This is a genomic window from Streptomyces sp. NPDC048171, from assembly GCF_043202655.1.
GTDB lineage: Bacteria > Actinomycetota > Actinomycetes > Streptomycetales > Streptomycetaceae > Streptomyces.
On record NZ_JBIDAU010000002.1, the window covers coordinates 743,619 to 760,240 of the forward strand.

Sequence of the window (16,622 nt, forward strand, 5' to 3'; positions counted from 1 at the left end):
CGAAAGGTTCAGGACAGCAGGGCACACGCCCCCGTAAGGCTTAGGAGGATATCCAGGCGCTGCCGGTTCCGTTCAAGCCCGGGCAAAATCCGACGCTCCACGGAACCCTTTCGGCACCGGTCACCGGCCCGGGACCGCCCGCGGATCACGCCGCGGACGCGGGGCCGTGGTCGCCCGCCTGCGGCAGCGCGCGGCCCCATGGCACCCGGATCCATCGGCCCTCGCCCGACGGCGCCGACGAACCGCCGGCGCCTCCCTCCCCGCTGCTCCGCCGGAGGTCCTACGCGTCCCGTCGTTTCAGCACCACGTATCCGCCCACGAGGGCCGCGATCACCCACAGGGCCATGATCCCGAGGCCGCCCCACGGGCCGTAGGGGACGTCGTCGTCGATCGGGGTGACCACCTGCATGATCTTGCTGCCGGCCTGGTCGGGCAGGAAGCGGCCGACCTTCTCGGTGGCCGGGACGTTGCCCAGGATGTTGGAGATCAGGAAGAAGAACGGCATCAGGATGCCCAGCGACAGCATCGGCGAGCGCAGCATCGCCGCCACGCCCATCGAGAACATCGCGATGAGGGTCATGTAGAGGCCGCCGCCGATCACCGCGCGCAGCACACCCGGGTCGCCGATCGACGCCTTGAGGTCACCGAGCATCGCCTGCCCGAGGAAGAAGGTCGCGAAGCTGGTGATCATGGCCACCACGAAGGCGAGCACGGTGGCCACCGCGATCTTGCTGAACAGGAAGCTGCCGCGCCGCGGCACCGCCGCCAGCGAGGTGCGGATCATGCCGGAGCTGTACTCGTTGCCCACGACCAGCACGCCGAACACGATCATCGCCAGCTGGCCGAGGCTGGTGCCGGCGAAGCTGATGAAGGTCGGGTCGAAGGAGAGCTGGTCCCGCTCGCTCATGCCGTCGAACTCGCTCTTCGACAGCGCCGAGATCAGCATGCCGAGGGCGATGGTGACGACCACGGCGAGGGACAGCGTCCACACCGTGGACGCGACCGAACGGATCTTGGTCCACTCCGACCGGACGACCTGTGCCGTCGCCATGCTCATCCCCTCTTCCAGTCGCTGCCCCACGGCTGCTGCGGCTGTTGCTGCGGCACCGGGCCGGGCGGCTGCCCGTCGTGCGCGTGGTACTCCACGGACTCCGCGGTCAGCTGCATGAACGCCTCCTCCAGCGAGGCGCGCTGCGGACTCAGCTCGTACAGCACGACCTGGTTGCGCGCCGCCAGCTCACCGACGGCCTCCGACTTGTCGCCGTCCACCTCCAGTACCTCGGCGCCGGTGTCGACGACCTCGATGCCGGCGCCGTGCAACGCGTCGAGCAGCCGCTCGCGGTGCGGGGTGCGGATCCGGACGTAGCTGCGCGAGTTCTCCGCGATGAAGTCGGCCATCGAGGTGTCCGCGAGCAGCCTGCCCTGGCCGATGACCACGAGGTGGTCCGCCGTCAGCGCCATCTCGCTCATCAGGTGGGAGGAGACGAAGACCGTGCGCCCCTGCGCGGCCAGAGCCTTCATCAGATTGCGGATCCAGTGGATGCCCTCGGGGTCGAGACCGTTGACCGGCTCGTCGAACATCAGGATCCGCGGATCGCCGAGCAGCGCCCCGGCGATGCCGAGCCGCTGTCCCATGCCGAGGGAGAACCCCTTCGTCTTCTTTTTGGCGACCGCCGACAGCCCCACCGTGTCCAGCACCTCGCGCACCCGGGTCGCCGGGATGCCGTTGCTCTGCGCCAGGCACAGCAGGTGGTTGTAGGCGCTGCGCCCGCCGTGCCACGCCTTGGCCTCGAGCAGCGCCCCGATGTATGTCAGCGGGTCCGTCAGCTGGTCGTAGTGCTTGCCGTCGATCCGCACGTCCCCGGCGGTCGGCCGGTCCAGGCCCAGCACCATGCGCATGGTGGTGGACTTGCCCGCCCCGTTGGGGCCGAGAAAGCCCGTGATGATGCCGGGTCTGACGGTGAAGGAGAGATTGTTGACCGCCACCTTCTCGCCGTACCGCTTGGTCAGCCCCTCGAGCTCGATCATGGCGCCCACGCTAGAACGGGACGAGGCCCACTGCCACCCCAGTGACAGAAGGCCTCGTCCTTGTTCCGTTTCTGTTCGGCCGCGGTACGTCCCGCGTCAGCGGGACTGCTGGGCCGGCACCCCGCGGGAGACCGACTCGTCCTCGGCCGGCGTACCGGCGGCCACCGCGGCGCCCGTGAGGGACGCCAGCATCTCGCGCACGTTGGTGAGCTGCGCGTTGATGGAGTCGCGGCGGTTGGTGAGGGCGGCCAGCTCGCGCTCCGACTCCGAACGGATCCGGTCGGCCTTGGCGTTGGCGTCGGCCACGATGTCCTCGGACTGGCGCTGCGCGGTCTCGACGGTCTGGCGGGCCCGGCGCTCGGCGTCCGTGCGCAGCTTCTCCGCCTCCAGGCGCAGCTGCTCCGCGCGGTGCTCGATCTCCGCGAGGCGCTTCTCGGCCTTGGCCTGACGGGAGGCCAGGTCGCGCTCGGACTGCTCGCGGCGCTTGGCGAGGTTCGTCTCGAAGTCGGCGGCGGCCTGCGCGGCCTTGGCGCGGGTCTCCTCGAAGAGGGCGTCGGCCTCGTCGCGCTTGGACTGCGCGTCCTTCTGCGCCTCGGAACGCAGCTGCGAGGCGTCGCCCTTGGCCTTCTCGACGATCCGGACGCCCTCGTCCTCGGCCTTGGCCTTGCGCTCCGCGGCGTAGGACTCCGCGTCGTTGCGCACCTGCTGGGCCGAGGACTCGGCCAGCTCGCGGTGCTGCTCGGCCGCGCGACGGGCCTCCTCGCGCAGGTCCTTCGCCTCTTCCTCGGCGAGCCGCAGGATCTTCTCGACCCGGGCACCGAGACCGGCGTACGACGGCTCGGCGTCGTTCACCTGGGCCTGGGCGTTCTGGGTCTCGAGGTGAAGCTCCTCGATGCGCTTTTCCAGAGCGGTGATGCGGGCGAGAGCGCTGTCACGGTCGGAGACGAGCTTGGAGATGCGTTCGTCCACCTGAGCGCGGTCGTACCCACGCCGCACAAGCTCGAAGCCGTAGGGGGAAGTGTCGCTCATGGGGTTCCTGTCGAAAGAGACCGGGTGAGGTGATAGAGGGAATCCTAGGCGCCAATGCGGTGTGTCATCGAGCGGATGCGCGTTTGATACGGAGAATGACACCTCTTTTGAGTGGCTGACCCGCGGATGGCTTGCCAAAGTTCTGGTCAAGGGTCTGACCCGGAGTCGGCCAAAGATCTCCAGGAGACACCGAAACCGCCCCACACGCTAGCCGTCTGACGACTTGCCACCCGAACGTGGGGCGCCCACCGTGGCTCCGGCCTTCACCCCGTTCTCCTTGCCGCCCGCCGGCGTCTCGAAGGACTCCAGCGCCTCCAGCACGTCCTGGACCCGGGAGATCTCCGCGTTGATGTCCTCGCGGCGCCGCACCAGGACCTCCAGCTCGCGCTTGCCCTCGTCGACCGTGCGCCTGGCCTCCTGGACCGCCTCGGCCTTCAGTTCCTCGGCCTCACGGACCAGGGTGGCCTTCTTCTGCTCGGCCTCCTTCAGCAGCCCCTCGGCCTTCTTGACGGCGGCGATGCGCACCTTGCCCGCCTCGGAGTTCGCCTCCGACACCAGCTCCTTGGCCTTCGCCTCCGCCTTGGACAGCTGCTCCTCGGCCGCCTTGATGAGCGCGTCGCAGCGGTCGCCCGCCGACTTCATGGTCTCCGCGGCCTCGCGCCGGGCGCGCTCGTGCAGTTCCTCGATCTCGGAGGTGAGACGCTCGCGCAGCTCCTCCGCGCGCTCCCTTATGGCGGTCGCGTCCCGGCGGGCGCCGACCAGCAGCTCGTCCGCGTCCGTACGGGCCTTCTCCACCCGGGTGTTGCCCTCGACCGTCGCCTCGGAGACGAGCCGGTCGGCCTCCGCGCGGGCCGCGCCGACCATCGTGTCGGCCTGCGACTCGGCCTCCGCCGTGGTCTTCTGGGCCTGCTGCTGTGCCTCGGAGAGCAGCTTGTCGGCCTCGGACGTGGTCTCCGTGATGAGCGTGTCGACCTGCTCGGCCGCCTCCGAACGCCGCTTGTTGGCGTCCTTGCGGGCCTCGTCCAGGGTGCGGTCGGCCTCCTCGCGGGCGGCCGTGGTGACCCGCTCCGCCTCCGCCGCGGCCTCGGCACGGACCCGGTCGGCCTCGGTGCGGATCCGCTCGGCGTGCTGCTGGGCGGACCCGACGGTGTCGGCGGCCTCGGCCCGCAGCCGCTCCGCCTCCCCGGTGGCGTCCGAGAGCAGCCGCTCGGCCCGGGCGCCCGCCTCGGCCCGCACCCGCTCCGCCTCGCTCGACGCCTCGGTACGGACGCGCTCCGCCTCCGCGACCGTCTCCGTCCGGATCCGGTCGGTCTCGGCCGCCGTCTGCGTGGTGAGCCGCTCCGCCTCGGCGCTCGCCTCGGTGATCAGGGTGTCCGCCTGCGTCGCCGCGTCGGACCGGATGCGGTTGGCGTCCTCGCGGGCGTCCGCCCGGGTGCGCGACGCCGCCTGCTCGGCCTCGGCGATGGCGTCGGAGGCCTCGGTGCGCACCCGCTGGGCGTGCTCCGAGACGTCCGTGCGGATCCGGTCGGCCTCCGCGATGGCCTCGGACACCGTCCGCTCGGCCAGCGTCTTGGCGGCCTCGGTCTCCTCCCGCGCCTCGCGCCGCAGCCGTCCGGCGTCCTCGCCCGCCCGTTCCCGCTCCGCGTGGGCGTCGGCGCGGACCCGGTCCGCCTCCTGCTCGGCCTCGTGGCGGGTGCGCTCCGCCGCGTGCTCGGCGGCGCTGCGCAGCCCGGTGATCTCCTCCTGGGCCTGCTCGTGCAGCCCCGCGACGGAGTCCCGCACCTGCTGCGCGTGCTGCTCGGCGGCGGAGACCATCTCGGTCGCGCGCCGGTCGGCCTCCTCGACCAGCCGGACCGCCTCGGCCTGCGCCTCCTCCACGCGGTTGCGCGCCGAGGCCAGCAGCTCCTCGCTCTGCTCGCGGGCCCGCTCGCGCTCCTGGTCGGCCTCCTGCCGGGCGGACCCGAGCAGTTCCTCCGCCTCGCGGCGGCGCCGGGTGGCCTCCTCCTGGGCGGCGCCCAGCGCCTCGGACGCCTCGGCGGCGATGCGCTCGGCCGCGGTCTGCGCCTCCGCGCGCACCCGGTCGGCGCTCTCCTGCGCCTCCGACTTCAGCCGCTCGGCCTCGGCGGCCGCCTCCGACCGCAGCCGTACGGCGACGGACTCGCCCTCCGCGCGGGAGGCGGACGCGTCGGCGGCGGCCTCGGTGCGCAGCCGCTCGGCCTCCGTCTCGGCCTGCTGCTGGAGCGTACGGATCCGCTCCGCGGCCTCGGTGCGCAGCCGTTCGCTCTCCTCGGCGGCCTCCCGGCGGAGCCGCGAACCCTCCTCGCGGGCCTCGGTCAGCGCCTCCTCGGCGGCCGTGCGGTGCTCCTCGGCCTCCGTGTGCAGCCGCGTCAGGTCCTCGGCGGCCTCCGCCTTACGGGCCTCGACGGCGCGCTCGGTCTCCTCGCGCAGCTCGCGGGCGGCCCGCTCGGCCTCCGCCTGGAGCTCCTCGGCGCGCTCGGTGGCCTCCGTGCGGTGCCGCTCGGCCTCCGCGCGGGTGCGCTCCAGGGTCTCCTCGGCCTGCCGGCGCAGGGTGGTGGCCCGCTCGATGGCCTCGGTGCGGACCTTCTCGCTGTCCGTGGTCGCGGTCTGCCGCAGCTCGTCCGCGTCGGCCTTGGCCTTGGCGAGCAGCTCCTCGGCGGTCTTCGCCGCCTCCTCGATCTGCGCCACGGCCTCCTTGCGGGCCTCGGCGCGGATCTTCTCGCCCTCGGCGACCGCGTCGGCGCGCAGCTGCTCGGCCTCGCCGCGCAGCCGGCGCGCCTCCTCCTGCAGCTCGACGGTCTTGGCGCGGTACTCCTTGGTGTCGTCCTTCGCCGCGCCCTTGAGCTCCGTGGCGATGTCGTGCGCCTCGGCGCGCAGCCGGTCCGCCTCGGCCTCGGCCTCGGTGCGGATCCGCTCGGCCTCCTCGGTGGCGGCCTTCGTGGTCCGCCTGGCGTCCTCGGACGCCTTGTTCAGCACGTCCTCGGCGGTCTTGGCCGCCTTGGACAGCTGGGTGGCCGACTCCTCGGCGGTGAGCGTACGGGCCTTCTCGGCGGCCTCGGCGACGATCCGCTCGGCCTCGGCGCGGGCGTCCGCGACCAGCTGCTCGGCCTCGGACTTGGTGTTCTCGGCGTCCTTGGTGGCCTCGCCGACCAGCCGGGCGACCTGCTCCTTGGCGGTGCGGGTGCGCTGTTCGTTGGTCGCCTCGGCGCCGGCCAGCGCCTTGGCCGCCGACTCCTTGGCCTCGGCGATCACCTTCTCGGCCTCGGCCTGCGCCTTGCGCAGCGCCTCCTCGGCCTCCGACATGCGCCGCTCGGCGGCCCGGCTCAGCTCCTGGGACTGGCGGCGCGCGGACTCCGACTCGTCGGCGGTGGAGGTGCGCAGCTGCTCCGCGTGGTCGGTGGCCTCCTGGGCCTGGTTGGAGGCGGCGTTCAGCAGCCGCTCCGCGTCGGTGCGGGCGCGGCGCAGGATCTGCTCGGCCTCGGCGCGGGCGCTCTCGGCGTCGTCGGTCAGCCGCTGGCGGGCCTCGGAGGTCAGCCGCTCGGCCTCGGCGCGGGCGGCGGCCAGGGACTGCTCGGCCTCGGTGCGGGACTCGTCGAGGAGGCGGCGGGCCTGCTGCTCGGTGCGGGCGCGCAGCTGCTCCGCCCAGGCCACGTTCTCGTTGACGTGCGACTCGACGGTCTGCCGGCGCTCGGCCAGCTCCTGGTCCAGCTGCTGGCGGCGGGTCACCGCCTCCTGGTGCAGCTCCGCCTGGAGCCGGGCGGCCTGCTCGGCGTGCTCCTGGAGGATGCGCTGGGTCTGCGCCCTGGCCTGGCTCAGCTCGCGCTCGGCGTCCGAGCGCAGCTGGTCGGCCTGCGTCTGCGCGTTGCGCAGCAACTGCTCGGCCTGGTACCCGATGTCTCCGCCGTCGAAGGCGGGCCGGGACATGATGGTGCGCCGCGCCTCGTGCAACTTGGCGCGCAGCACCTCGACCTGGTAGCCGAGGTCCTCGGCGTGCTGGATCGCCTTTTCCCGCTCGGTCTTCAGCCGCTTCATCTCGGCCTCGAACCGAGAGAGGTGGTCGACGTCAGCCGCCGGCTCTCGCTCCTGGCTCTCGTAGCCCCGCACTGCGCGGTCCCATCCGTCCCCTGGTCGCAAATCTTCCCGACTGAGCTCCGTCCGTCCGACGGACGGGGCCCCCGGGGAATGGTGTCAGATCAACGGCGGGGCATGTGCCGCTGCCCCGTCGCCCGCCCCCCGAAACACGACCCCGGCGATCCCGTCGTCGCCGACGACAGGACCGGGTCACCCTGGATTGAGCGGCGACCGCACCCAACCCTACCGGCCCCTATGTACGGGAGTCAGTGCTCAGGTGACTCAACGGCCGCCGATGTGACCAGTTCTGTCAGTACGCCATGGCAGTCCTTGGGGTGCAGGAAAGTGATCCGCGACCCCATGGAACCCCGCCGCGGCTCGTCGTACAGAACGCGTACGCCCTTCCCCCGGATGTCCGCGGCGTCCGCGTCGACGTCCGCCGTACCGAAGGCGATGTGGTGGACGCCCTCGCCGTTCTTCGCCAGCCACTTGCCGACCGCGGAGTCCTCGCGGGTGGGCTCGAGCAGCTGGAGGTACGAGGCGCCGCCGTCGGACGTATCGTTGATCTTGAGCATGGCCTCCCGGACGCCCTGCTCCTCGTTCACCTCGGTGTGGAACACCTCGAAGCCGTAGGTGGCACGGTAGAACTCGACGGTGGTGTCGAGGTCGTGGCAGGCGATTCCGATGTGGTCGATTCGCGTCAGCATGGATTCAGTGCAGCGCTCCGGAGGTGGTTACGCAACGTGCGCGCGATCACACCGACCGCCGGGTGACGGGCGGGATACCGCTCAGTACATTCGAGTAAACCCTCGTTCACTCCTCGGCCTGTGCGGGCCGGAAAAGGGGATCGCAGCTCATGTCTTCTGCAACGAACGGCACGACCTCCGTCATCGTCGCGGGTGCCCGCACCCCGATGGGACGGCTGCTCGGCTCGCTGAAGTCCTTCTCCGGGGCCGATCTCGGCGGTTTCGCGATCAAGGCGGCCCTGGAGCGCGCGGGCGTCACCGGCGACCAGGTCCAGTACGTGATCATGGGCCAGGTACTCCAGGCGGGTGCCGGGCAGATCCCCGCCCGCCAGGCCGCGGTCAAGGCCGGCATCCCCATGAACGTGCCGGCACTGACGATCAACAAGGTGTGCCTGTCCGGCCTCGACGCCATCGCCCTCGCCGACCAGCTCATTCGCGCGGGTGAATTCGACGTGGTCGTGGCCGGCGGCCAGGAGTCCATGACCAACGCCCCGCACCTGCTGCCGAAGTCCCGCGAGGGCTACAAGTACGGCGCGGTCCAGATGATCGACGCCATGGCGTACGACGGCCTGACCGACTCCTTCGAGAACATCGCCATGGGCGAGTCCACCGAGAAGCACAACACCCGCCTCGGCATCGAGCGCGGCCCGCAGGACGAGATCGCGGCCCTGTCCCACCAGCGCGCCGCGGCCGCTCAGAAGAACGGCGTGTACGACGCCGAGATCGCCCCGGTCGAGATCCCGCAGCGCAAGGGCGACCCGGTGGTCTTCAGCAAGGACGAGGGCATCCGAGGCGACACCACCGCGGAGTCGCTGGGCAAGCTGCGGCCGGCGTTCTCCAAGGAGGGCACGATCACCGCCGGCTCCTCCTCGCAGATCTCCGACGGCGCCGCGGCCGTGGTCGTGATGAGCAGGGCGAAGGCCGAGGAGCTGGGCCTGGAGTGGATCGCCGAGATCGGCGCGCACGGCAACGTCGCCGGACCGGACAACTCTTTGCAGTCGCAGCCCTCCAACGCGATCCGGCACGCGCTGAAGAAGGAGGGCCTCGAGGTCGGCGACCTCGACCTGATCGAGATCAACGAGGCGTTCGCGGCCGTCGCCGTGCAGTCAATGAAGGACCTCGGAGTGTCCACCGAAAAGGTGAACGTCAACGGTGGGGCCATCGCGCTGGGCCATCCGATCGGCATGTCCGGCGCCCGGCTGGTGCTGCACCTGGCGCTGGAGCTGGGCCGGCGCGGCGGCGGGGTCGGCGCGGCGGCCCTGTGCGGCGGCGGCGGCCAGGGCGACGCGCTGATCATCCGGGTCCCGAAGGCCTGAGCGCCCGTACGGCGTCTCAGGAACGCAGTCGAACGTAGTCGGACGGAGCTGAACGGAGCTGTGATGCAGGACGTCTCCTCACTGGTGGCCCAGGCCAGGGAAGGCCGACCGCGGGCCGTGGCCAGGCTGATCTCTCTGGTGGAGGGGGCGTCCCCGCAGCTCAGGGAGGTCATGGAGACGCTCGCTCCGCTGACGGGCCAGGCCTACGTGGTCGGTCTGACGGGTTCGCCGGGCGTCGGCAAGTCCACCTCCACCTCGGCCCTGGTGACCGCGTACCGCAAGCAGGGCAGGCGGGTCGGCGTCCTCGCCGTCGACCCCTCCTCCCCCTTCTCCGGCGGCGCGCTGCTCGGCGACCGCGTCCGGATGTCCGACCACGCCTCCGACCCCGGCGTCTACATCCGCTCCATGGCGACCCGCGGCCACCTCGGCGGCCTCGCCTGGGCGGCGCCGCAGGCGATCCGCGTCCTGGACGCGGCGGGCTGCGACGTGATCCTGGTCGAGACGGTCGGCGTCGGCCAGTCCGAGGTGGAGATCGCCTCGCAGGCCGACACCTCCGTCGTCCTCCTGGCACCCGGCATGGGCGACGGCATCCAGGCGGCCAAGGCCGGAATCCTGGAGATCGGCGACGTGTACGTCGTCAACAAGGCCGACTGGGACGGCGCCGACGCCACCGCCCGCGAGCTGAACCACATGCTGGGCCTCGGCGAGGCCCGAGCCGCCGGCGACTGGCGCCCGCCCATCGTCAAGACGGTCGCCGCCCGCGGCGAGGGCATCGACGAGGTGGTCGAGGCCCTGGAGAAGCACCGCGCGTGGATGGAGGAGCGGGACGTCCTCGCCGAGCGCCGCCGTGCCCGCGCCGCCCGCGAGGTCGAGACCATCGCCGTCACCACCCTGCGCGAACGCATCGGCGACCTGCACGGCGACCGCCGCCTCGGCGCCCTCGCGGAACGGATCGTGGCGGGCGAACTCGACCCGTACCGCGCGGCGGACGAACTGGTCACGGGGCTGACGAACGGCTGACGCCAGGCGTACGACGGCCGGCGTGCGGCGTTCGACGGCTGACACCGGGCGTCCGAAAAAGGCCGCGCGCACCCGGCGCCGCGCTGCTACCTTGACCCGCATGTTCCTCCTCTTGGCATAGGGCCCGCCCCGCACGCGACCGCCGCATCCGGCCGTCGCGCGCATCGGCGTCCCCTCGTTGCCTCCCTGCAGAGGAACCCTTCGCGTGTCCACGCCCATTCCGCGGCCCTCGTACGCCGCCGTGCTCCGTGTCCCCCATGCCCGCCGCACCTTCGGGGCCGCCCTCGTCGGCCGGCTCTCGTACGGCACGGTCTCCCTCTCCCTGATGCTCGCCCTGACCCGGTCCACCGGGTCGTACGCCGTGGCCGGCCTGGTCATGGCGCTCTTCGGCGCGACGAGCGTCCTCCTGTCCCCCTACCGCGCGGGACTGGTCGACCGGCACGGCCCGCGCCGGGCCCTGCTCCCGATGGCCCTGCTGTACGCCGCCCTGCTCTGCGTGACGGCGGCGGCCTGCTGGCGCCCGGGTGTGCCCGCGGCCGTCCTCGCCGTGACCGCCGCGTTCGCGGGTGCCTGCACACCGCCGCTCGGGCCCTCGATGCGGGCGGTGTGGGCCGACATGCTCCCCGATCGCGCCATGCTGCAGCGCGCCTACAGCCTGGACGGGGTCGCCGAGGAACTGCTCTTCGTCTCCGGTCCGCTGCTGGTCGGCCTGGTGGTCGGCGTCGCCCCGCCGGCCGTCGGCATCGTGCTCAGCGCGGTGCTGGTGGGGGTGGGCACCCTCGGCTTCGTCACGTCGCCGGCGGCGGACCGCCCGCGGGCGGCGGAGCCGGAGAAGGACGCGACGCCGGCCCGGCGCGGGCGGGGCGGAGCCGGGCAGGGGCGCGCCCTGCTGCAACCGGTCCTCGTCGCCGCGGGGATCGGCGTCTCGGTGAGCGCCGTCGACCTCCTCGCCGTCGCCTACGCGGTCCAGCGCGACCTCGGGGGTTCCACCGTCGCCTGGGTCCTCGCGGCACTCTCGGCGGGCAGCGCGGCCGGCGGCCTGCTGAACGGCGCCATCACCTGGACCTCGTCCGCCCGCGCCCGGCTGCCGTTCCTCGCGGCCGGTCTCGGCGTGAGCCTGGCCGCCGCCGGTCTCGCCCCGGGCGTCGGCACGCTGGTCGCGGCCGTCGCCTGCGCGGGGGTCTTCGTGGCACCGGCGCTCACGACGGCGTACCTGATCGCCGACGAGAGCGCCGCGCCCGGCTTCCGGACCCGGGCGGGCGCCTGGTGCAACACGGCCGTGAACGCCGGCATGGCCGCCGGCGCCGCCGCGGTGGGCCTGCTGGTGGAACGGCTGCCGCTGCCGGTGTGCTTCGCGGCGGCCGGCGCGGTCGCGGTGGCGGCGGCGCTGGTGCCGGGGCGCCGCCGCGGTGCGTCCGGGGGGTGGGCCGGGCCGGTCAGTCGTCGTCCGAGCCCGAGTCGTCCGAGCCGGAGTCGTCCGAGTCCGAGCGGTCGGCCGTGACCTTGCCGGTCTTCAGGTCGACCCGCCAGTCCTGCTCGCCCTTGCCGTCGGCACGCGTCTCGACCTCCCACGCGGCCGGGCCGTTGTCGCCGTCGTCGTCCAGGTCCACGGAGGTCACCGTGGACTTGCCGGCCGCGGCCCGCGCCGCCTCGGCCGCGCTGACGGAACCGCCCTCGAGGGCGGCCCGCGCCTCGGCGGTGTCGTCCTCGTCGGTGTCCTTGTGGGAGCCGAGGACCTTGCCGGAGGCCGGGTCGATCCGGACGCTGTGCCAGGTGCCGTCGCCGGCGAGGACGTCGACCTCCCAGGCGGCGCGCACACGGCGGTCGTCGCCCTCGTCGTCGCCGTCGTCCGCGTCGTCCAGGTCGGCGGAGACGGCGGTGCCCGGCGTGTCCCGCAGGGCGGCGGCGATGGCGTCGGCCGCCGTCACCTTGGCGGTGGACGCGCGGGCCGCGTCGTCGCGGTCGTCGCGGTCGTCGGCCGAGTCGTCGTCGTGGTCGTCGGACTCGTCCCGGACGCCACCGTCGTCCGACACGCTCACGTCCGCCCGGGGCGTCGCGCTCCGGCCGTCGTCACCCGTGGTCGCGAGGGCCGTCGCCGTACCGCCTCCGATCAGAGCGGCGGCGGTGACGGCGGCGATGACGATGTTGCGCCTCATGCTGGTTCCTCCCGAGTCGTGCAGAGTGCTGTCGTTTTCGACTCCCTCACCGTCGCGGACCGACGCTGAGCCGGAGCTGAAGCCTCCTGAAGGGATCTTCAGCCGCTCTTTGCCACTCTTTAGGCATGCGCCTGTTGATCGTGGAGGACGAGAAGCGTCTTGCGGTGTCGCTCGCCAAGGGCCTCACCGCCGAGGGGTACGCCGTGGACGTCGTCCACGACGGCATGGAGGGCCTGCACCGGGCCGGAGAGGGCGACTACGACCTGGTCATCCTCGACATCATGCTGCCCGGCCTCAACGGCTACCGGGTCTGCGCCGCCCTGCGCGCCGCCGGGCACGAGGTGCCGATCCTGATGCTCACCGCCAAGGACGGCGAGTACGACGAGGCGGAGGGCCTGGACACGGGCGCCGACGACTACCTCACCAAGCCCTTCTCGTACGTCGTCCTGGTCGCCCGCGTGAAGGCGCTGCTGCGGCGGCGGGCGCAGGGCGGCGGGGCCTCGCCCGTGCACGTCCACGGCGACCTGAAGGTCGACACCGCCGCCCGCCGGGTGTTCCTCGGCGAGGACGAGGTCACCCTCACCGCGAAGGAGTTCGCGGTCCTGGAGCAGCTCGTGGTGCGGGCCGGGCAGGTCGTGTCCAAGGCGGAGATCCTGGAACACGTCTGGGACTTCGCCTACGACGGCGACCCGAACATCGTCGAGGTGTACGTCAGTGCCCTGCGGCGCAAGCTGCGCGCCGGGCTCATCCGGACCGTGCGCGGCGCCGGGTACCGCCTGGAGGGCGGGCGATGAGCCGCCTCTTCGGGTCGGTCCGCGCCCGCGCCACGCTCGGCGCGACCCTGGTGGTCGCCGTCGCCCTCGTCGCGGCCGGTGCCGCCGTCCTGCTCTCCCTGCGCTCCAACCTGCTCGGCGAGGCCGGCACCCAGGCCGAACGCTCCGCGCGGGAGGTCGCCACCGAGCTGGCGGTCGGGACGCCGTACGCCGACCTGTCGCTGGACGTGGACGACCGCCCGGTGCAGGTGGTCGACGAGGACGGCACGCTGGTCGCCGCCAGTGAGGACCTGGAGCGGATCACCGGCACCGGCGTCGAGACGGTCAAGCCGCGGCCGGCCGCCTCGCCCGACGGCACCGGCGACGCCGGCGACACGGATGACGCGGACGACGATGACGACGCGGGCGAGCCGCTCGAAGCGGGGGAGATCGGCGAACGGACCACCGTCAGCGACGGTTCGGCGACCATCGACGGCGACACGGAGGACTACCGTTTCGCCGCCGTCCCCGTGAAGACCGAGGACCGGGGCCGCCTCACCGTCTACGCCGGGGCCCCGCTCTCCGCCGAGCACGGCGCCGTGAACACCGCGCTCACCGTCATGCTGATCGGCTTCCCGGTGCTGCTCGCGGTCGTCGGGTGGGTGACCTGGCTGGTGACCCGGCGCGCGCTGCGCCCGGTGGAGGGCATCCGGCGGGAGATGGCCGCGATCACCGCCAGCGAGGACCTGGCCCGCCGCGTCCCGGTGCCCGGCACCCACGACGAGGTGGCCAGGCTCGCCTCGACCACCAACGAGACGCTGGCCGCGCTGGAGACCTCCGTGGAGCGGCAGCGGCGGTTCGTCGCCGACGCCTCGCACGAGCTGCGCAGCCCGATCGCCTCGCTGCGCACCCAGCTCGAGGTGGCCGCCGCCCATCCCGAGCTGCTGGACCTGGACGGCGCGGTGGAGGACACCGTACGGCTCCAGCACCTCGCCGCCGACCTGTTGCTGCTGGCCCGGCTGGACGCGGGGGAGCGGCCCGCCGACGCGCGGGTCGACCTCGCGGCGCTCGCGCGGGAGGAGGCCGGGGGACGGTCCGGGGTGAGCGTGCGGGAGGACGCCGGTGCCGCCGGCGGGGTGACGGTGGCCGGCTCGCGCGGGCAGCTGGGCCGGGTCCTGGCCAATCTGCTCGACAACGCCCAGCGGCACGCCCGCTCGGCGGTGGAGGTGTCCGTGCGCAGGGACGGCGACCTGGCCGTGGTCGGGGTGGCCGACGACGGGGAGGGGGTGCCGGCGGCCGACCGGGAGCGGATCTTCGAACGGTTCGTACGGCTCGACGCCGCCCGCAGCCGCGACGACGGCGGGGCGGGTCTCGGGCTGGCCATCGCCCGCGACGTCGCCGTGCGGCACGGCGGCACGCTCACCGTGCACGACGCGCCGGCAGGCGGCGCCCTGTTCGAGCTCCGCCTGCCGGCCGCCTAGCTCAGGAACGTCCGCGCTGTCCGCGCAGGTGTTCCGCGATGGGCTTGAGCGCCTTGTCCAGTTCGGTCAGGGTCTCGGGGGCCAGCAGGTCGATGAAGTGCCTGCGGACGGAGGCCACGTGGTGCGGCGCGACCTTCCGCATCGTCTCCATGCCGTGCTCGGTGAGGACGGCGTAGAGGCCGCGGCGGTCGGACTCGCAGTTCTCCCTGCGGACCAGGTCCGCGTTCTCCATGCGGGTGATCTGGTGGGAGAGGCGGCTCTTGGACTGCATCGTGGCGGTGGCCAGGTCGCTCATCCGCATGCGGTCGCCGTCCGACTCGGAGAGGTTCACCAGGATCTCGTAGTCGTTCATTGTCAGGCCGAACGGCTGCAGGTCCTTCTCCAGCTGGTGCGTCAACAGTCTGTTGACCTCCAGGTGGGTGCGCCAAGCACACTGCTCCGTATCGGTCAGCCAGCGGGTGGCCGTCTCGGTCTCCATGAATGAAGTCTACCTAAAAAGTTGAAAGGCGAACTAGTGAGGGCTTTTCTGTGACGGTGACGGTGCGCACGCGTTCGATGTCACACTCCGCAGATTACCGCTCACAGCCCGAAGCGGCGCTGGAGGTCCCCCAGCTGTCCGGGAAGTCCCGGTACCCCGGAACGCCCTCCGTGCCCTCCCGGGGACCCGCCGCCGGGCACCCCGGCCTGCTGCGGCGGAGCCCCCGTGGCCTGCTCCGCCATCAGCGCCTCGCTCGACTGCAGGAGCACCGTCCCCGCTCCCACGAACTCGAACTGGTGCTCCTCCCCGGAGGCCCCGCCTAGCCCCGTCATCGCACGTAGGCCGCCCATCAGGCCGGTCATGTACCCGTGGTCGTAGTGATGGCACGGGGACGGGCAGTCGGCCCAGCCGACCAGGGCCTGCGGGTCGACCCGGATCGGCGGTTCCATGAACACCACCGGACCGTTCGACGCGGCCACGAACTTTCCGGTTCCGATCAGCGTCAGAAAACCCGGCACGATCGACTGCTTCAGCGCGAGACTTGGCTGAAAAGCGAGCAGGTTGCCGGAGCGAATGGTCAGGTTGCCGTCCTCGAGGTCGTACGAATTCACGTCGAAGGCCCGGTCGGCGAGGAGCATCTTGCCCGAACCCTCGGCCACGACCCAGTCGCTCGCGTGCAGTGGCGAATGGAACGAGGTACGCACCAGACGGTCCAGCCGGCCGTGCCCGATCCCGTTGAAATCGATCGTCCCGTAGTAGGCGATCATCTTCCCCTTCTGCAGGAACCACTGGCTCCCCTTCAGCTCCACGCAGAAGGTGTACGCGTTCACGTTGTCGTCGGCCGGCAGGGTCGACGGGTCGTGGTGGACCGTGCTCAAAGCTTCTCCTCCGACGCCTGGACGAACACCGTGCCGCTGCCGCTCAGCTCCAGCTGGAATGCCTCGCCCGAGCCGCGCCCCACCATGTCCCGCCAGCCCATGGCGGTGGACAGCTTGTTGCGCACGTCGCCGTGGTGGGCGACGTACGCCTGGGGGTCCACGCGCACCGGCCGCTGCGGGGTGATCGGGACCTCGAAGACGCCGCCGTGGGCCATCACGGCCACCGAGCCGTGGCCCTTCAGTGTCGTGGTGAACAGCCCCTGCCCGCTGACCTGCCCGCGCACCATGCCCATGACGCCGCCCTGGGAGCCCAGGAACACCGTGCCCTGCTCCAGGGTGCCCTCGAAGGCGAGGAGGCGGTCCGCCTCGACGTACAGGGTGTCGCCGGCGAGGTTGATCACCTGGACGTGGTGGCCGCCGTGCCCGAAGAGGACCGTGCCACTGCCCTCCACGGTCATCAGCGGGGTGTCCTCGTTCGCCACCCGGCGGCCGATCATCGACATGACGCCGCCCTGGCCGCCCCGCAGATTGGGGGTGAAGGACACCTCGCCCCGGTACGCGAGCATGGCACCGCGCTGACTGAACAGCCGCTGCCCGGGCGCCACGGTGGCCTGCACCATCTTGTGGTTGATCTCCTGGAAGGCCATCG

Annotated in this window: 14 protein-coding genes; 5 read left to right on the plus strand and 9 right to left on the minus strand. The window is 72.4% G+C overall.

Features of this window, described 5'->3' with window-relative positions; translation table 11 throughout:
* Nucleotides 1-280: 280 nt before the first annotated feature.
* The 5 genes from ACGF3J_RS07845 to mce form a co-directional block, all read right to left on the minus strand.
* Nucleotides 281-1,051 (minus strand): ABC transporter permease, encoded by a 771-nt coding sequence (locus ACGF3J_RS07845; protein WP_161328564.1) that lies wholly within the window; start codon nt 1,049-1,051, stop codon nt 281-283.
* A 2-nt stretch (nt 1,052-1,053) separates the two neighbouring features.
* Nucleotides 1,054-2,028, minus strand: coding sequence for an ABC transporter ATP-binding protein (locus tag ACGF3J_RS07850; RefSeq protein WP_393853620.1), 975 nt, complete (start codon nt 2,026-2,028; stop codon nt 1,054-1,056).
* 96 nt (nt 2,029-2,124) lie between these two features.
* Nucleotides 2,125-3,057, minus strand: coding sequence for a hypothetical protein (locus ACGF3J_RS07855; protein ID WP_064729881.1), 933 nt, complete (start codon nt 3,055-3,057; stop codon nt 2,125-2,127).
* Between the two features lie 207 nt (nt 3,058-3,264).
* Nucleotides 3,265-7,179, minus strand: a complete 3,915-nt coding sequence (scy, locus tag ACGF3J_RS07860; RefSeq protein WP_393853621.1) for a polarized growth protein Scy — start codon at nt 7,177-7,179, stop codon at nt 3,265-3,267.
* Nucleotides 7,180-7,412: 233 nt separating this feature from the next.
* Nucleotides 7,413-7,853 carry a methylmalonyl-CoA epimerase gene (gene mce, locus ACGF3J_RS07865; protein WP_100048260.1) on the minus strand — a complete coding sequence of 147 codons (441 nt, stop codon included), beginning with the start codon at nt 7,851-7,853 and terminating at the stop codon, nt 7,413-7,415.
* A gap of 149 nt (nt 7,854-8,002) precedes the next feature.
* Between mce and ACGF3J_RS07870 the strand changes: the two genes are divergently transcribed.
* The 3 genes from ACGF3J_RS07870 to ACGF3J_RS07880 all read left to right on the plus strand — a co-directional run bounded on the left by ACGF3J_RS07870 (nt 8,003) and on the right by ACGF3J_RS07880 (nt 11,729).
* Nucleotides 8,003-9,208 carry an acetyl-CoA C-acetyltransferase gene (locus tag ACGF3J_RS07870; protein WP_161328560.1) on the plus strand — a complete coding sequence of 402 codons (1,206 nt, stop codon included), beginning with the start codon at nt 8,003-8,005 and terminating at the stop codon, nt 9,206-9,208.
* Between the two features lie 63 nt (nt 9,209-9,271).
* A complete protein-coding gene (gene meaB / locus ACGF3J_RS07875; RefSeq protein ID WP_393853622.1) occupies nt 9,272-10,228 on the plus strand; it encodes a methylmalonyl Co-A mutase-associated GTPase MeaB in 957 nt (318 codons plus the stop codon).
* 205 nt (nt 10,229-10,433) lie between these two features.
* The gene (locus tag ACGF3J_RS07880) at nt 10,434-11,729 is read left to right on the plus strand and encodes an MFS transporter (protein ID WP_393853623.1); all 1,296 of its coding nucleotides are present in this window, start codon (nt 10,434-10,436) and stop codon (nt 11,727-11,729) included.
* Here ACGF3J_RS07880 and ACGF3J_RS07885 read toward each other — a convergent pair.
* Entirely contained in the window at nt 11,665-12,384 is a 720-nt protein-coding gene (locus ACGF3J_RS07885) for a PepSY domain-containing protein (RefSeq protein WP_393853624.1), read from the minus strand. The two genes, ACGF3J_RS07880 and ACGF3J_RS07885, sit on opposite strands and share 65 nt — an antisense overlap.
* A gap of 125 nt (nt 12,385-12,509) precedes the next feature.
* Between ACGF3J_RS07885 and ACGF3J_RS07890 the strand changes: the two genes are divergently transcribed.
* Together ACGF3J_RS07890 and ACGF3J_RS07895 are read left to right on the plus strand one after the other, a co-directional pair.
* A complete protein-coding gene (locus ACGF3J_RS07890) occupies nt 12,510-13,178 on the plus strand; it encodes a response regulator transcription factor (protein ID WP_161329053.1) in 669 nt (222 codons plus the stop codon).
* On the plus strand, nt 13,175-14,617 hold the full coding sequence (locus ACGF3J_RS07895) for an ATP-binding protein (RefSeq protein WP_393853625.1): 1,443 nt from the start codon (nt 13,175-13,177) through the stop codon (nt 14,615-14,617). The genes ACGF3J_RS07890 and ACGF3J_RS07895 overlap by 4 nt, the downstream gene beginning before the upstream one ends.
* A gap of 1 nt (nt 14,618) precedes the next feature.
* Here ACGF3J_RS07895 and ACGF3J_RS07900 read toward each other — a convergent pair whose 3' ends face one another.
* From ACGF3J_RS07900 to ACGF3J_RS07910, 3 genes are all read right to left on the minus strand, one after another.
* The gene (locus tag ACGF3J_RS07900) at nt 14,619-15,095 is read right to left on the minus strand and encodes a MarR family winged helix-turn-helix transcriptional regulator (RefSeq protein WP_161329051.1); all 477 of its coding nucleotides are present in this window, start codon (nt 15,093-15,095) and stop codon (nt 14,619-14,621) included.
* A gap of 101 nt (nt 15,096-15,196) precedes the next feature.
* Nucleotides 15,197-15,973, minus strand: coding sequence for an AIM24 family protein (locus tag ACGF3J_RS07905; RefSeq protein WP_393853626.1), 777 nt, complete (start codon nt 15,971-15,973; stop codon nt 15,197-15,199).
* On the minus strand, nt 15,970-16,620 hold the full coding sequence (locus ACGF3J_RS07910; RefSeq protein WP_122616282.1) for an AIM24 family protein: 651 nt from the start codon (nt 16,618-16,620) through the stop codon (nt 15,970-15,972). Before ACGF3J_RS07910 ends, ACGF3J_RS07905 begins: the two co-directional genes overlap by 4 nt.
* Nucleotides 16,621-16,622: the final 2 nt, after the last annotated feature.

What these genes read in the sequence shown, in the direction of transcription:
- ACGF3J_RS07845 (WP_161328564.1), bottom strand. Translation starts at nt 1,051, where the DNA reads ATGGCGACGGCACAGGTCGTCCGGTCGGAGTGGACCAAGATCCGTTCG.
- ACGF3J_RS07850 (WP_393853620.1), bottom strand. Translation starts at nt 2,028, where the DNA reads ATGATCGAGCTCGAGGGGCTGACCAAGCGGTACGGCGAGAAGGTGGCG.
- ACGF3J_RS07855 (WP_064729881.1), bottom strand. Translation starts at nt 3,057, where the DNA reads ATGAGCGACACTTCCCCCTACGGCTTCGAGCTTGTGCGGCGTGGGTAC.
- mce (WP_100048260.1), bottom strand. Translation starts at nt 7,853, where the DNA reads ATGCTGACGCGAATCGACCACATCGGAATCGCCTGCCACGACCTCGAC.
- ACGF3J_RS07870 (WP_161328560.1), top strand. Translation starts at nt 8,003, where the DNA reads ATGTCTTCTGCAACGAACGGCACGACCTCCGTCATCGTCGCGGGTGCC.
- meaB (WP_393853622.1), top strand. Translation starts at nt 9,272, where the DNA reads ATGCAGGACGTCTCCTCACTGGTGGCCCAGGCCAGGGAAGGCCGACCG.
- ACGF3J_RS07885 (WP_393853624.1), bottom strand. Translation starts at nt 12,384, where the DNA reads ATGAGGCGCAACATCGTCATCGCCGCCGTCACCGCCGCCGCTCTGATC.
- ACGF3J_RS07890 (WP_161329053.1), top strand. Translation starts at nt 12,510, where the DNA reads ATGCGCCTGTTGATCGTGGAGGACGAGAAGCGTCTTGCGGTGTCGCTC.
- ACGF3J_RS07895 (WP_393853625.1), top strand. Translation starts at nt 13,175, where the DNA reads ATGAGCCGCCTCTTCGGGTCGGTCCGCGCCCGCGCCACGCTCGGCGCG.
- ACGF3J_RS07900 (WP_161329051.1), bottom strand. Translation starts at nt 15,095, where the DNA reads ATGGAGACCGAGACGGCCACCCGCTGGCTGACCGATACGGAGCAGTGT.
- ACGF3J_RS07910 (WP_122616282.1), bottom strand. Translation starts at nt 16,620, where the DNA reads ATGGCCTTCCAGGAGATCAACCACAAGATGGTGCAGGCCACCGTGGCG.